Raw genomic sequence first — 13,865 nt, 5'->3', positions numbered from 1 at the left:
CGTCAGTTCAGGTAAGGAGACCAGGAAGGCTCGCGCACGTCACCCTGGGCGGTGGGAATGGGAATCCGGACGCGACCATTGATGGAGACAAGCATCAGGACGCCTCGGTCCTGCTGGCGGGTGGCGTAGATTAGCATGGTGCCATTGGGCGCAACAGTGGGCGAATCGTTGAGGCTGGTGTTGGAAAGTACCCGCACAGAGCCGCGCTGGAGGTCTTGCGCAGCGATCTGGAAGTTGGTGAAACCTTCCTGGCGATGCACCATGACCAGGGTCTTTTCATCCGCCGAAAGTTTCGGGTTGGCGTTGTAGTTACCGACGAAAGTCACGCGCTCAGCACCCCCGCCATTGGCGTTGGTCTTGTAGATCTGCGGTTTGCCGGAACGGTCGGAGGTGAAATAGATGGTCTGGCCATCCTTGCCCCAGAAGGGCTCGGTATCGATGGCCGAGTCATTCGTCACACGACGAATGGCACGGGAGCCCAGATCCATCACGTATATCTCGGGGTTGCCGTCCTTGGACAGCACGAAGGCCAGGCGATTGCCATCGGGCGAAAACGCCGGCGCGCCATTCAGGCCTTCGAAGTTGGTCAGCTGCTCGCGGCGGCCGGTATCGATGTACTGCATGAAGATGCGCGGGCGCTGCTGCTCGAAGGAGACGTAGGCGATCCGCTTGCCATCCGGCGCGAAACGCGGCGACAGGATCGGCTCGCGCGACTGCAGCAGGGTAACGGCACGGGCACCATCATAGTCGGCGCGCTGCAGGGTGTAACGGGTGTTGGTGGCGGAGAAGCGCTCGGCGGTCACATAGAGGATGCGCGTCGAGAAGGCACCCTTCACGCCGGTCAGCTTTTCATAGGCCTGGTCGGAGATGAAGTGGGCCATGTCGCGCAGCTGATCGGTGCCGCCGCCGACGTTGCCGGTCAGGACCTGCTGTTCGGTGGAAACGTTGAACAGGGCGTAGTTGATCTGCAGACGACCGCCGTTGGGCACGATGTTGCCCACCAGCACGTAGTTGGCACCCAGGGCCTTCCAGTCACGGAAGATGACTTCGCTGGCCTGGCTCGGTTGGCTCAGCATGTTCTGGCGCGGAATTGGCGAGAACACCCCGGAATTGCGCAGGTCGTCGCTGACGATGTTGGCCAGGTCTTCCGGCAGTGGCTGACCACCCTGCCACCCGAAGGGCACGACGGCGATCGGGATGGCGCGATCACTACCGCTGGAAATCACCAGCGGATCGGCCGCCTGGGCGGAGCCCACCACCAGGACCAGGCCCAGCAGGATGTAACGGATCAGGGTGTTCACAGACTCAGGTCCTCCGGTTTGAAGATCATGCGGCGCTGACGGTACAGCTGATCGAAGGTCTTGCGATCCAGCTGCTGCAGCTCACGGATACGACCGACGTTACGCACGGCCGATACCGCTGAATTATCGAATTCCTTGTTGCCACTGGAGCGGGTCACCGTCGCGCTGGTGATGGTGCCGTCCGGCAGCATGTTGATCTGCACCTCGACACTCATGCCGTTGCGCGCCGACTGCGGACGCGTCCACTGCTCGCTGACCAGCCGCACGATCAGGTCATCGAAGCTGGATGCCACCTCGTCGCCCTGCTCTTCGGCCAGTGCCTGCTGCCGCTGGGTATCATCGGACAGCAATTCGGCCAGGGCCTGCGCCTTCTTGTCTTCCGCCGCCTTGCGCGCAGCCGCCTGGGCAGCCTTCTTCTTGGCGTCGTCCGCCGCTTTCTTCTTGGCGGCCTCCGCAGCAGCTTCTTTCTTGGCCGCTTCGGCAGCAGCCTTCTGCTTGGCTTCTTCGGCCGACTTCTGCTTGGCTGCCTCTGCTGCAGCCTTCTTCGCCGCTTCCTCGGCCGCTTTCTGCTTGGCCGCTTCGTCGGCTTTCTTCTTGGCGATGTCCGCCTGCCTCTTCTGCTCGGCCGCCTGCTTGGCTTCCGCAGCCGCCTTGGCGGCCTCGGACTGTTTCTCGGCCTCAGCCTTGGCTTCGGCGGCTTTGGCCGCCGCTTCCGCTTGCTGCGCCTTTCGAGCATCGTCGGCTTTCTTTTGTTCCGCGGCCTGTTGCTGGGCTTCCTTCTGTTGCTGAGCCGCCTTGGCCGCCGCCGCTTCACGCTGGGCTTCCTGTTGCTGACGACGCTGCTCCAGTTGTTCCTGCTCGTACTGTTTGGCCGCGGTCTTCTTCGCCTCCCCTGCCAGCTTCTGCTCGGTCTGCACCTGCGCCGAACTCTTGGATTTGAGCTGGACCAGGGTCGCCTGGACGACCGGACGCGACTGGGGCAATTCAGGGGTGAAGGCGAAGCTGACAAACAGCAGGCCGAAGATCAGCACATGCAGGGCGACTGCCCAGATGACCGGCCAGAAATAACTTTCGGACGACGAACGCTCGCGGTGTCGCATCAAGGCGCCTCGGTAATCAACCCGACGTTGGGGACGCCGGCCTGTTGCAAGGCACCCATGGCGCCGGCGACGACACCATAGTTGGCGGCCTTGTCACCGCGGATGAACACCTGGGTGTCCGCACGCTGACGCATGATGGCACCGACCTGCTGACTCAGCTGCGGCAGGGAAACCGCGGTGGAGGACTTGGCCTTCTGATCGGTATCCACTTCGGAACCGACGTTCCAGTAGTAGGTACCGTCGGCTTTCACCGAGACGGTGAGGATCTGCTTGTCGTTGTCCTGCGGCAGGGCCTGACTGTCGACCTTGGGCAGGTCGACCTTCACGCCCTGGTTGAGCATGGGCGCCGTCACCATGAAGATGACGAGGAGCACCAACATCACGTCGATGTAGGGCACCACGTTCATCTCGGCGACGGGCTTGCGTTTCTGGCGGCGAGGGACCATGGGATACCTCTTTATTCGTCGCTGGTGTGGACTTTGCGGTGCAGGATGGCCTGGAATTCATCCGCAAAGGTGTAGTAGCGGTTGATCAGCATTTCCGAGCGGGCGGCGAAACGGTTGTAGGCCACGACGGCGGGAATGGCGGCGAACAGACCGATGGCGGTGGCGATCAGGGCTTCGGCGATGCCGGGGGCCACGGTGGCCAGGGTCGCCTGCTGGGCAGTGGACAGGCCGCGGAAGGAGTTCATGATGCCCCAGACGGTACCGAACAGACCCACGTAGGGACTTGTGGAACCGACGGTGGCCAGGAACGGCAGGGCCTGCTCGAGCTTTTCTTCCTCGCGGGAGATGGCCACGCGCATGGCGCGGGCGACACCTTCCATCACGGCATCGGGATCTACGCCGGGCTGCTGACGCAGACGGGAGAATTCCTTGAAACCGGCGCGGAAGATCTGCTCGACGCCGGAATCCGGATCGGGGTTGCTGCCAGCCTGGCGGTACAGCTTGGACAGATCGATGCCTGACCAGAATTTCTCTTCGAAGGCATCCAGGGAACGCTTGGCGGCGCGCATGGCATTGCCACGCTGGATGATCATGATCCAGGACGTGACGGAGGCTGCGACCAGGATGAGCATCACCAGTTGCACCACCAGACTGGCGTTGGCGATGAGGCTCCACATGGACGTATGGTCGACGTTGGGTTGCACGCTTAATCTCCTGATTGAATTGACGCCGGACTTCCGGCAAGAACCGTTCGCATGGCCTCGGGCATGGCCCTCGGCCTAAAGCTGTCAGCACGCACGCAGGCGACCGTCACCCACCCTTCACAGAGCAGGACATCGTCCTTGGCACGCCGGACCTCCTGATGAAACCTGAGGCTGGCGCGCTTCGCTTCGACCACCTCGGCACCGATCAGCAACTCGTCATCCAGCCGCGCGGGCGCATGGTAGCGCGCTTCGCTGCTGTGGACGACGAAGAGCAGACCGTCCCGGGCGAGTTCGGACTGGGCATAGCCCAGCGCGCGCAGTCGCTCGGTGCGGGCGCGTTCCATGAACTTGAGGTAGTTGACGTAATAGACGATGCCGCCGGCATCGGTATCTTCGTAGTAGACACGACACCTGAGGACGGACGGCGACGGGCTCCGCGATTGCGCGTGCATACTCTAGAACCTAGCCTCGCCGTTGCCAATCAGAAATGTTCGCAACTGCATTTAGTTACCATTGACCTCGAACAGATCGGGCGTACCGCCCTGGGCCAGACGCGTCGGCAGGTTGAGTCCGAAGTGCAGATAGGCATGTCGGGTCACCACCCGCCCGCGCGGCGTGCGCATGATATAGCCTTGCTGGATCAAATAGGGTTCCAGCACGTCTTCGATGGTGTGACGTTCTTCGCTGATGGCCGCAGCCAGGCTGTCCACGCCCACCGGACCACCGTCGAACTTGTCGATCATGGTCAGCAGCAGCCGGCGATCCTGGTGATCGAAGCCCTGGGCATCGACGTCCAGCAGGTCGAGGGCGCGACTGGCGATGTCGTGGCTGATATGGCCCTGCCCTCGCACCTCGGCGAAGTCCCGCACCCGCCGCAGCAGGCGATTGGCGATCCGCGGCGTGCCTCGCGCGCGGCGGGCGATTTCCATCGCGCCCTCGGCTTCGATGGCGAGGCCGAGGATGCCGGCGGAGCGGGTGACGATGGTGGCCAGGTCGGCGGTGCCGTAGAACTCCAGGCGCTGGACGATCCCGAAGCGATCGCGCAGCGGATTGGTCAGCATGCCGGCACGGGTGGTCGCGCCGACCAGGGTGAAGGGCGGCAGATCAAGCTTGATGGAGCGCGCCGCCGGGCCTTCGCCGATCATGATGTCGAGCTGGTAGTCCTCCATCGCCGGATAGAGGACCTCCTCGACGATGGGCGAGAGGCGATGGATCTCGTCGATGAAGAGCACATCGCCCGCTTCCAGGTTGGTCAGCAGCGCGGCGAGATCGCCCGGGCGCTCCAGTACCGGACCGGAGGTGCTCTTCAGGGACACCCGCATTTCCTGGGCGATGATGTTGGCCAGCGTGGTCTTGCCCAGACCGGGCGGACCGAAGATCAGGGTGTGGTCGAGGGCTTCGCCCCTGCCCTTGGCCGCCTGGATGAACAGGCCCATCTGGTCGCGCACCACCGGCTGACCGATGTAATCCGCCAGCCGCACCGGGCGGATGGCGCGATCCTGGACTTCCTCGCGGTCGCGGCCACCGGCCGAGATGAGACGATCGGTTTCTATCATGGGATCAGACCATGCCCTTCAGGGCGCGACGGATGAGTTCCTCGCTGGAAAGGTCTTCCCCTTCCACGGCGGCGACGGCGCGACTGGCTTCCTGGGGCTTGAAGCCCAGGGCGACCAGGGCGCTGACCGCATCGGCCTCGGCGCTGGCCGCCACGGCGGCCTGGTGCGGCAGGACCAGGGGGGCGATGGCGGGCAGATTTTCCCAGGCCTTGAAACGGTCCTTGAGCTCGACCAGCAGACGCTCGGCGGTCTTCTTGCCCACCCCCGGCACCTTGACCAGAGCGGCCGTGTCCTGGGCTTGCACACAGCGAACCAATTCATCCACCTCGAGACTGGACATCAACGCCAGGGCCAGCTTGGGGCCGACACCATTGAGTCGGATCAGCTCGCGAAACAGCTCACGCTCGCGCTTTTCCCCGAACCCATACAGCAGGTGCGCATCTTCCCGTACCACGAGGTGGGTATGCAATGTGACGACTTCGCCCTGGGCCGGTAGCCGATAAAGGGTCGTCATGGGCACTTCGACCTCGTAGCCGACTCCGCCCACGTCGAGCAGGAGATGGGGCGGCTGCTTTTCCGCCAGGGTGCCACGTAGACGACCGATCACTGGGATACCTTCCTAACGTTGAAGCGAGATGATGGAGCGGATGGCGCTAGAGACGCAGGCGACCGCCGCGGCGGCGGGTCGCCAGCAGGCCATGGGGAACCAGGCTCTGCCGGGTGTGGGCATGGCACAGGGCGATGGCCAGGGCGTCGGAGGCGTCGATCTGGGGTTTTTCGGTCAGGCGCAGCAGGTGCATCACCATCAGCATCACCTGCTGCTTATCCGCTCCACCGTTACCGACCACGGCCTGCTTGACCTGGCTCGCGGTGTATTCGGAAATCTCCAGACCACCCTCGGCGCCGGCGACGATGGCCGCCCCCCGGGCCTGGCCCAGCTTGAGCGCCGAGTCGGCGTTGCGCGCCATGAACACCTGCTCGATGCCCATGGTGACCGGCCCGTACTGGGCGATGACGTCGCGCACACCGCGGTAGACGATCTGCAGCCGCTCCGGCAACGGACCGTTGCCGGTCCGGATGCAGCCGGAGGCGACGTACTCGCAGCCTTGCCCGGTATCGCGCACCACGCCGAAGCCGGTCAGCCGCGAGCCCGGGTCGATGCCCAGCACCAGGGTACCGGCAGCCGCGGGCGGCAGGCGCTCGTAGAGGGACATCAGCCGAGCTGCGCCATGACATCCTCGGGGATGTCGGCGTTGGAGTAGACGTTCTGCACGTCGTCCAGGTCTTCGAGCATGTCGATCAGCTTGAGCACCTTTTGCGCGGTTTCCAGGTCCAGGGTCGCGGAGGTCGAGGGGATCATGGTCACCTCGGCTTCGTCGGCCTTGTAGCCGGCCGCGGTGAGGGCTTCGTTGACGGCGATGAAGTCGGCGAAGCTGGTGAAGACGTCGATGGAGCCATCGTCGTTGGCGACCACGTCGTCGGCACCCGCTTCCAGGGCGGCTTCCATCAGGGCGTCCTCGTCCAGGCCGGGGGCGTAGCTGATCTGGCCCTTGCGCTCGAAGAGATAGGCCACCGAACCGTCGGTGCCCAGGTTGCCACCGCACTTGTTGAAGGCGTGGCGGACTTCGGCCGCGGTGCGGTTGCGGTTGTCGGTCATGGCCTCGACGATGATGGCGACGCCGCTCGGAGCATAGCCTTCGTAGGTCAGTTCCTCGACGTTCTCGCCTTCGCCGGCGCCCACGCCCCGGGCGATGGCCCGGTCGATGGTGTCGCGGGTCATGTTGGCGGTCAGCGCCTTGTCCACCGCCAGGCGCAAGCGGGGGTTGTCGGCCGGAACGCCGCCGCCCTGGCGCGCGGCCACGGTCAGCTCACGGATGATCTTGGTGAAGATCTTGCCCTTCTTGGCATCCTGACGCTCTTTGCGATGCTTGATGTTGGCCCACTTGGAATGACCGGCCATAAGCTACTCCAATGTCTCGAGGAAGACGGCGCCGCGGCGATGGTCGCGGCGCAGTGAAAAGGGAAACGGCGGGCACCGGTCCAGGCGCCCTCCTCCGATAAGGCTTATTCCGCCTTGGGCTGCTCGCGCAGGCGGATGTGCAGCTCGCGCAGCGCCTTGGCATCGACGGCGCCGGGCGCCTGGGTCATGACGTCGGCGGCGCTCTGGGTCTTCGGGAAGGCGATGACTTCGCGAATGGACGAGGCGCCAGTCATCAGCATCACCAGGCGATCCAGGCCGAAGGCCAGGCCGCCGTGGGGCGGCGCGCCGAACTTCAGGGCGTCCAGCAGGAAGCCGAACTTCTCTTCCTGTTCCGCTTCGCTGATCCCCAGCACCTCGAAGACCGCCTGCTGCATCTTCTTGTCGTGGATACGAATGGAACCGCCGCCCAGCTCAGTGCCGTTTAGCACCATGTCGTAAGCGCGCGACAGCGCCGCACCCGGGTTGGCCTTGAGCTCTTGCGGGCTGCACTTGGGCGAGGTGAAGGGGTGGTGCATGGCGGTCAGGCTGCCATCGTCGTTTTCCTCGAACATTGGGAAGTCGACCACCCACAGCGGCGCCCACTCGCAGGTCAGCAGCTTCAGATCGTGGCCGAGCTTGATGCGCAGCGCACCGAGGGCCTCGGAAACGATCTTGGTCTTGTCCGCGCCAAAGAACACGATGTCGCCATCCACCGCGCCGACGCGGTCGAGGATGACGTTGATGTTGTCCAGGGGGATGTTCTTGACGATCGGCGACTGCAGGCCCTCGACGCCGGCGGCGCGCTCGTTGACCTTGATGTAGGCCAGGCCCTTGGCGCCGTAGATGCCGACGAACTTGGTGTAGTCGTCGATCTGCTTGCGCGGCATGCTCGCGCCGCCCGGCACGCGCAAGGCGGCGACGCGGCACTTGGGATCGTTGGCCGGACCAGCGAAGACCTTGAAGTCGACGTCCTTGAGCTGGTCTTCCACGTCCGTAAGTTCCAGCGGGATGCGCAGGTCCGGCTTGTCGGAACCGAAGCGACGCATGGCCTCGGCCAGGGTCATGTGCGGCAGCTCGCCGAATTCGACGCCCAGGACTTCCTTGAACAGGTTGCGCACCATGGTCTCGGTGATGTCCATGATGTCTTTTTCATCGAGGAAGCTGGTCTCGATGTCGATCTGGGTGAATTCCGGCTGGCGGTCGGCCCGCAGGTCTTCGTCGCGGAAGCACTTGGCGATCTGGTAGTAGCGATCAAAGCCGGCGACCATCAGCAGCTGCTTGAACAGCTGGGGCGACTGCGGCAGGGCGAAGAAGCTGCCGGGATGGGTGCGGCTGGGCACCAGGTAGTCGCGGGCACCCTCGGGGGTGGCCCGGGTCAGGATCGGGGTTTCCACGTCGAGGAAACCGTTTTCGTCCAGGTAGCGGCGGATGCTGGAGGTGATGCGCGAACGCAGCTTGAGCTTCTCGGCCATCTCCGGACGGCGCAGGTCGATGAAGCGATAGCGCAGGCGGGTCTCTTCGCCGACATCGGTGTATTCGTTGAGCGGGAACGGCGGGGTTTCCGCTTCGTTGAGCACTTCCAGCTCGTAGCCCAGCACTTCGATGGCGCCGGAGGCCATGTTGGCGTTGCGCGCACCTTCGGGACGCAGGCGCACCTTGCCGGTGAGCTTGACGACATACTCGCTGCGCACGCGGTCGGCCTTGGCGAAGGTTTCGGCGCGATCCGGATCGAACACCACCTGGGCCAGGCCTTCGCGATCGCGGATGTCGAGGAAGATGACCCCGCCGTGGTCACGGCGGCGGTGGACCCAACCGCAGAGGGTGATTTCCTGGCCGTCCAGGCTCTCGTTCAACTGGCCGCAATAGTGGCTGCGCATCATGGTCGTGGTTTCGCTTCTCTAGAACAGGCTGAATGCGTGGAGGCGCCGGGCCGGCAGGACCGGGCGCTCGACTGAACGGGAGATTCTATATCATCCGTCACGATTTTACCGTAGCCGGGCACGCAGCTCGACGTGCGAACACTGGCTAAACGGCCAGCGGTTCTGTGATAGCCTCGGAGCCCTTCGCAACCGACGCACAGGAGCCGTCAGCATGGAAATCAACATCGGAATCGCCGAACAGGATCGTGCCCAGATCGCCGAGGGCCTGTCGCGCCTCCTGGCCGACACCTACACCCTGTATCTGAAGACCCACAACTTCCACTGGAACGTGACCGGGCCGATGTTCAACACCCTGCACCTGATGTTCGAGACCCAGTACACCGAGCTGGCCGTGGCGGTGGACGACATCGCCGAGCGCATCCGTGCCCTGGGTTTCCCGGCGCCGGGTACCTATGCCGCCTATGCCCGCCTGTCGAGCATCAAGGAAGAGGAAGGGGTGCCGGACGCCCAGGAGATGATCCGTCTGCTGGTGCAGGGTCAGGAAGCCGTGGTGCGCACCGCGCGGGGCATCTTCCCGCTGCTGGACAAGGTCAGCGACGAACCCACCGCCGATCTGCTGACCCAGCGCATGCAGACCCACGAGAAGACCGCCTGGATGCTGCGCAGCCTGCTCGCCGCCTAGCTCCGGCTGCCGTCGCGGGTCGCGGCCCGCGACGGTGCCACGATTGAGCGGCCCTCACCTTTTGGGTTAAATAAGGACGCGCTTTTCGCGCCGGGTCACGCCGCTGTCGGGCACTGTATCGGCAGTTTCGGCAGACCCGTGTTCTCTATCCCAAGGTGATTTCACATTGAACACGTTATCTACTGTCCATGTCGTGGTGGGCGCTGCCGCGCTCCTGTTATCGGCGATTCCCGGACTGCAGTCCGACACCTCGTCCTTCGACCAACCCGAGTCCATCCATCTGGCCCTGCTGGGTCTTGCCACCCTCCTCTTCACGCCGTTCTCCCGTGCCCGCAGCAGCGGTGCCCAGAAGCTCGCCAGTGCCCTGCTGGTGATCGCCGTCGTGGCCCAGACCTTCATCCTGCTGGCGCCCCTCGAGCAGATCGGCGGCCTACCGGCCGAATTGCTGCCGCTAGGTCTGACCCTGGTCGCCGCCCTGGCCAGCCTGCCGGAAAAGTTTCGCGCCCCGGCGGGCAACGCCGCGGTGGCCGACAGCGAGGTTCGTCCGCGTCAGGCCGCGCGTCCGGCCCCCGCTGCCGCTGCCCAGGCCCGTCCGCTGGCCGATGACCGCGAGCGCGGCACGGTGAAGTGGTTCAACACCTCCAAGGGCTTCGGCTTCATCTCCCGCGACACCGGCGACGACATCTTCGTGCACTTCCGCGCGATCCGTGGCGAAGGTCATCGGGTGCTGATGGAAGGCCAGCGCGTGGAATTCTCGGTGATCCAGCGCGACAAGGGCCTGCAGGCCGAGGACGTGGTGATCGCGGCCTGATCGCTGCCGGCAAAAAGAAAGGCCGCCCTCGGGCGGCCTTTTTCATGGGCAATGAGGCTACTGCCGCTGGGCGGCCGCCGCCTTGCTGTCGTTCATGCCGGTGGTGTTGCCGAGCAGGCTGGCCGTGGCGGTCTGGATGAAGGCCTCCAGGCGCTTCTGTAGCTCGGGCGCGCTGGCGTCGCCCTTGAGCACCTCGCCACCGGCCTGGGTGCCCAGGTGATAGCGATAGAGCACGGCGTCGCGGTCGCGCGGCTTGACCAGGATGCGATCGCCCGTGACCAGGGCCACGGTCTGGTCGCTGCCCGACGGCTTGATCACCGCCACGCCCGGGTCGCCCTGGGGCAGACCCAGCAGATCACGACCCCAGCACTGGTGCTGGGTCGGCTTGCCGAAGCGGGCCAGCACCGTGGGTACCACGTCGATCTGGCTGCCGACGGTGTCGCGACGGGCACCGAAGGTTTCCTGCACGCCCGGACCGATCAGCAGGAGCGGTACGTTGAAGCGCGACAGGTCCATCTCGGTGATCTGCTCGTTGTTGCCGAAGCCGTGGTCACCGACGATGACGAACAGGGTGTCCTGGTACCAGGGCTCGTTCTTGACCTTGGCAAAGAACTGACCCAGCGACCAGTCGGCGTAGCGCATCGCGGTGAGGTGTTCGTCGAGCGAGCCGTGACCGGTGACCGGGGTGACCGGCAGGTCCTTGGGCAGCGCATAGGGGGTGTGGTTGGACAGGGTCTGCAGCAGCGCATAGAAGGGTTTGCCGTCCGGCGCCTTGGCCAGCTTGTCCAGCTCCTGCACGGAGCGGTCGAACATGTCCTGGTCGGAGACGCCCCAGGTCGGATCCATGAACACCGGATTCACGAAGTCCTCGCGACCGACGAAGGTGGTCATGCCCTGGTTGCTGAAGAAACCGGACTGGTTGTCCCACTGGAAGTTGCCGTTGTAGACGTAGACGTCGTCGAAGCCACGGGTGCTGAGCAGTTGCGGCAGACCGGAGAACTGGTGCGCGCCCTCGGGCATGCGCATCAGGTACTCGAAGGCCGGCAGGTTGGGGAAGCAGGCCATGGTGGCGAACATGCCCTGGTGGGTATGGGTGCCGTTGGAGAAGAAGCGGGTGAACAGGGTGCCCTGCTTGGCCAGGGCGTCGAAGTTCGGGGTGATGCCGTCTTCGTTGCCGAGGGCGCCGATGTAGCGACCGGCCATGCTTTCCATGAGGATCACCACGACGTTGCGCACCTTGGGCAACTGGCCGTCGGTGGGCGGGGTGTAGATCCGGCGGACGGCGGCCTTGTCGGCATCGATCAGCTCGTCGCGCGGGGTCAGCAGCAGTTGCCGAGTCACGGTCAGGGCGTCGGCGGCCGGCATGGTGGCCTTCCAGCTGTTGTCACGATGATCGGAGAAGCTGTTCTCGGCGGCATTGATCAGGGTCAGGGTGCCGTTCAGACCGAGGTGGTTGGCGAACATGGAGTCGGTGGTGTAGGCGTCGCCCCAGCGCAGTGGCGGCCCGGATCTCAAGGTGCCGCGGGCGGCAATGACGGCCACCACCAGGCAGAGCAGGAATACCGCGCCCCGGCGATACCAGGCGGCCGGTCGCGCCGCGACATGACGCCGGGTGGCCCGCTCGACGCCAAAGAACACCAGACCCAGCAGCAGGGTCGCCACGGCCCAGGCCAGGAGCAGGCGCAGCACCGGGAAGCCGTTCCAGATCATGCTGGTGACGGTGTGCAGGTCTTCCTGCATGTACTGGAACACCAGGCTGTTCAGGCGCTGGTGGAATTCGCGGTAGAAATTCAGCTCGCCGACGCCCAGCAGCAGGCAGAGGCTGGCGGCCAGGGTGAACCAGCCGGCCTGCAGCCGGCGGGCGGCCATGGCCCTGGCACTCAACAGGCAGAGCAGCGAGGGCACGCAGATATAGACCACCAGACGCAGGTCGAAGCGGGCACCGTTGAAGAAGGCCTCGGCAAAGGTGGCGAAGGGCGAGTCGCCGATCAGGTCGGTGTTGTAGCCCAGCAGCGCCAGGCGCAACAGGGTGAACATGACCATCAGCGCCAGGGCGCACCCCAGCACGAAGCTGAGATGGCTGCCCAGCGTCGGCAGCGGGCGGATGCCAGCGGCGCGCGGGGTGTGGGGGACTTCCGTTTGCGACATGAAAACACCTTGTCAAAAGCAGCAGGGATTCGCGGCGCGTGGCCAGCGGCTCGGGATCGGCCACGCAGAGGCCTCGGGCGCGATCGGCAGGCGTGGGAGTTTAACCATCCGGCGCGATCGCGCCAGTCCTGGCCTACTCGACGTAGGCGAAGCGAGACCTCCGCCGCGCCGACCAGCGCCCAGCCTGAGCAGTGGCTCGTCAAAATTTCGTCAAGGACTGCTCTGGATGCGACGTCAGCGCAGGCATGGGCGGCAGCGGCCGCTTGCAGTAAAATCCAGCACCCTCGACCGCTCCAGTGCCGTATTCAGGATGTCCCATGGCTCACCGTGACGCTCTGCAGGTGCTTCGCACCTACCTGACCAGCCAGATCCTTGGCCAGGAAACCCTGGTGGAGCGCCTGCTCATCGCGGTGCTGGCGGACGGTCATCTGCTGGTGGAAGGCGCTCCCGGGCTGGCCAAGACCAAGGCCATCAAGGACCTGGCGGAAGGCCTGGAAGCGGATTTCCACCGCATCCAGTTCACCCCCGACCTGCTGCCGGCCGACATCACCGGCACCGAGATCTATCGTCCCGACACGGCGACCTTTTCCTTCCAGCAGGGGCCGATCTTCCACAACCTGGTGCTGGCCGACGAGATCAACCGGGCGCCGGCCAAGGTGCAATCCGCGCTGCTGGAAGCCATGGCCGAACGCCAGGTGAGCATCGGTCGCACCTCCTATGCCCTGCCCGATCTCTTCCTGGTGATGGCCACCCAGAATCCCATCGAGCAGGAAGGCACCTATCCCCTGCCCGAGGCCCAGCTCGATCGCTTCCTGATGCACGTCAAGATCGGCTACCCCGACGCCTCGGTGGAGCGTCGCATCCTCGCCCAGGCCCGTGGCGAAGCCCTGGACGGCGAGACCCTGCCGACCGAGCGCGTCACCCAGGCGGCCATCAACGCGGCCCGCCGCGAGGTGCTCGGGCTGTACATGGCCGATGCCGTGGAGGAATACCTGGTCCAGCTGATCATGGCGACCCGCACCCCGGGGCGCTTCGACCAGGACCTGGCGCACTGGATCACCTACGGCGCCAGTCCGCGCGGTTCCATCGCCCTGGATCGCTGCGCCCGTGCCCACGCCTGGCTGGCCGGGCGGGATTTCGTCAGCCCGGAGGATATCCAGGCGGTGGTCTTCGACGTCCTGCGCCACCGCATCATCCTGTCCTTCGAGGCGGAAGCCGCCGGTATCGATCACGACCGGGTGGTGCAGCGCATCCTCGATCTGGTGGCCGTGGCCTGA

General features: G+C 65.0%; 14 protein-coding genes and 1 pseudogene. 4 read left to right on the top strand and 11 right to left on the bottom strand.

Features of this window, described 5'->3' with window-relative positions; all coding sequences use genetic code 11:
- Positions 1-2: 2 nt before the first annotated feature.
- The 10 genes from tolB to aspS form a co-directional block, all read right to left on the bottom strand.
- Positions 3-1,301, bottom strand: a complete 1,299-nt coding sequence (gene tolB / locus EC839_RS02660; RefSeq protein ID WP_027597944.1) for a Tol-Pal system beta propeller repeat protein TolB — start codon at positions 1,299-1,301, stop codon at positions 3-5.
- Positions 1,298-2,401, bottom strand: coding sequence for a cell envelope integrity protein TolA (gene tolA, locus EC839_RS02655; protein WP_132832185.1), 1,104 nt, complete (start codon positions 2,399-2,401; stop codon positions 1,298-1,300). The genes tolB and tolA overlap by 4 nt, the downstream gene beginning before the upstream one ends.
- Positions 2,401-2,847 carry a protein TolR gene (gene tolR / locus EC839_RS02650; protein ID WP_007160331.1) on the bottom strand — a complete coding sequence of 149 codons (447 nt, stop codon included), beginning with the start codon at positions 2,845-2,847 and terminating at the stop codon, positions 2,401-2,403. Before tolR ends, tolA begins: the two co-directional genes overlap by 1 nt.
- Positions 2,848-2,858: 11 nt before the next feature.
- Positions 2,859-3,551: a protein TolQ gene (gene tolQ, locus EC839_RS02645; protein ID WP_132832092.1), complete on the bottom strand. Its 693-nt coding sequence runs from the start codon at positions 3,549-3,551 to the stop codon at positions 2,859-2,861.
- Between the two features lie 2 nt (positions 3,552-3,553).
- Positions 3,554-4,003 (bottom strand): tol-pal system-associated acyl-CoA thioesterase, encoded by a 450-nt coding sequence (ybgC, locus tag EC839_RS02640; protein WP_027601708.1) that lies wholly within the window; start codon positions 4,001-4,003, stop codon positions 3,554-3,556.
- Positions 4,004-4,054: 51 nt separating this feature from the next.
- Positions 4,055-5,107, bottom strand: coding sequence for a Holliday junction branch migration DNA helicase RuvB (ruvB, locus tag EC839_RS02635; protein WP_007160334.1), 1,053 nt, complete (start codon positions 5,105-5,107; stop codon positions 4,055-4,057).
- A gap of 4 nt (positions 5,108-5,111) precedes the next feature.
- Positions 5,112-5,714, bottom strand: coding sequence for a Holliday junction branch migration protein RuvA (ruvA, locus tag EC839_RS02630; RefSeq protein ID WP_132832091.1), 603 nt, complete (start codon positions 5,712-5,714; stop codon positions 5,112-5,114).
- Between the two features lie 46 nt (positions 5,715-5,760).
- Positions 5,761-6,321: a crossover junction endodeoxyribonuclease RuvC gene (gene ruvC / locus EC839_RS02625; protein WP_132832090.1), complete on the bottom strand. Its 561-nt coding sequence runs from the start codon at positions 6,319-6,321 to the stop codon at positions 5,761-5,763.
- Positions 6,321-7,067 carry a YebC/PmpR family DNA-binding transcriptional regulator gene (locus EC839_RS02620; protein ID WP_007160337.1) on the bottom strand — a complete coding sequence of 249 codons (747 nt, stop codon included), beginning with the start codon at positions 7,065-7,067 and terminating at the stop codon, positions 6,321-6,323. Before EC839_RS02620 ends, ruvC begins: the two co-directional genes overlap by 1 nt.
- Before the next feature lie 104 nt (positions 7,068-7,171).
- The gene (gene aspS / locus EC839_RS02615; protein ID WP_132832089.1) at positions 7,172-8,947 is read right to left on the bottom strand and encodes an aspartate--tRNA ligase; all 1,776 of its coding nucleotides are present in this window, start codon (positions 8,945-8,947) and stop codon (positions 7,172-7,174) included.
- Between the two features lie 211 nt (positions 8,948-9,158).
- Here aspS and EC839_RS02610 point away from each other — a divergent pair, with 211 nt between their 5' ends.
- The 3 genes and pseudogenes from EC839_RS02610 to EC839_RS24460 all read left to right on the top strand — a co-directional run bounded on the left by EC839_RS02610 (position 9,159) and on the right by EC839_RS24460 (position 10,440).
- Positions 9,159-9,629 (top strand): Dps family protein, encoded by a 471-nt coding sequence (locus EC839_RS02610; RefSeq protein WP_132832088.1) that lies wholly within the window; start codon positions 9,159-9,161, stop codon positions 9,627-9,629.
- Positions 9,630-9,795: 166 nt separating this feature from the next.
- Positions 9,796-10,104, top strand: a pseudogene (locus EC839_RS24755) (cold shock domain-containing protein membrane protein); the annotation flags it as partial.
- Positions 10,105-10,224: 120 nt separating this feature from the next.
- Positions 10,225-10,440 carry a cold shock domain-containing protein gene (locus EC839_RS24460; RefSeq protein ID WP_160923550.1) on the top strand — a complete coding sequence of 72 codons (216 nt, stop codon included), beginning with the start codon at positions 10,225-10,227 and terminating at the stop codon, positions 10,438-10,440.
- 57 nt (positions 10,441-10,497) lie between these two features.
- Here EC839_RS24460 and EC839_RS02600 read toward each other — a convergent pair whose 3' ends face one another.
- Positions 10,498-12,588, bottom strand: coding sequence for an LTA synthase family protein (locus EC839_RS02600; protein WP_132832087.1), 2,091 nt, complete (start codon positions 12,586-12,588; stop codon positions 10,498-10,500).
- Positions 12,589-12,905: 317 nt separating this feature from the next.
- Here EC839_RS02600 and EC839_RS02595 point away from each other — a divergent pair, with 317 nt between their 5' ends.
- Complete coding sequence (locus EC839_RS02595; protein ID WP_007160342.1) at positions 12,906-13,865, top strand: MoxR family ATPase; 960 nt, start codon at positions 12,906-12,908, stop codon at positions 13,863-13,865.

The sequence above is a fragment of the Pseudomonas sp. JUb52 genome (genome assembly GCF_004341115.1).
GTDB lineage: Bacteria > Pseudomonadota > Gammaproteobacteria > Pseudomonadales > Pseudomonadaceae > Chryseomonas > Chryseomonas oryzihabitans.
This window is presented reverse-complemented; position numbering and strand designations above follow the sequence as displayed.

Bases quoted from the DNA above. Each gene is read 5' to 3' on its own strand.
- aspS (WP_132832089.1), bottom strand. From the start codon at position 8,947: ATGATGCGCAGCCACTATTGCGGCCAGTTGAACGAGAGCCTGGACGGC.
- EC839_RS02600 (WP_132832087.1), bottom strand. From the start codon at position 12,588: ATGTCGCAAACGGAAGTCCCCCACACCCCGCGCGCCGCTGGCATCCGC.
- tolR (WP_007160331.1), bottom strand. From the start codon at position 2,847: ATGGTCCCTCGCCGCCAGAAACGCAAGCCCGTCGCCGAGATGAACGTG.
- ybgC (WP_027601708.1), bottom strand. From the start codon at position 4,003: ATGCACGCGCAATCGCGGAGCCCGTCGCCGTCCGTCCTCAGGTGTCGT.
- ruvC (WP_132832090.1), bottom strand. From the start codon at position 6,321: ATGTCCCTCTACGAGCGCCTGCCGCCCGCGGCTGCCGGTACCCTGGTG.
- ruvB (WP_007160334.1), bottom strand. From the start codon at position 5,107: ATGATAGAAACCGATCGTCTCATCTCGGCCGGTGGCCGCGACCGCGAG.
- EC839_RS02595 (WP_007160342.1), top strand. From the start codon at position 12,906: ATGGCTCACCGTGACGCTCTGCAGGTGCTTCGCACCTACCTGACCAGC.
- tolA (WP_132832185.1), bottom strand. From the start codon at position 2,401: ATGCGACACCGCGAGCGTTCGTCGTCCGAAAGTTATTTCTGGCCGGTC.
- EC839_RS02620 (WP_007160337.1), bottom strand. From the start codon at position 7,067: ATGGCCGGTCATTCCAAGTGGGCCAACATCAAGCATCGCAAAGAGCGT.
- EC839_RS02610 (WP_132832088.1), top strand. From the start codon at position 9,159: ATGGAAATCAACATCGGAATCGCCGAACAGGATCGTGCCCAGATCGCC.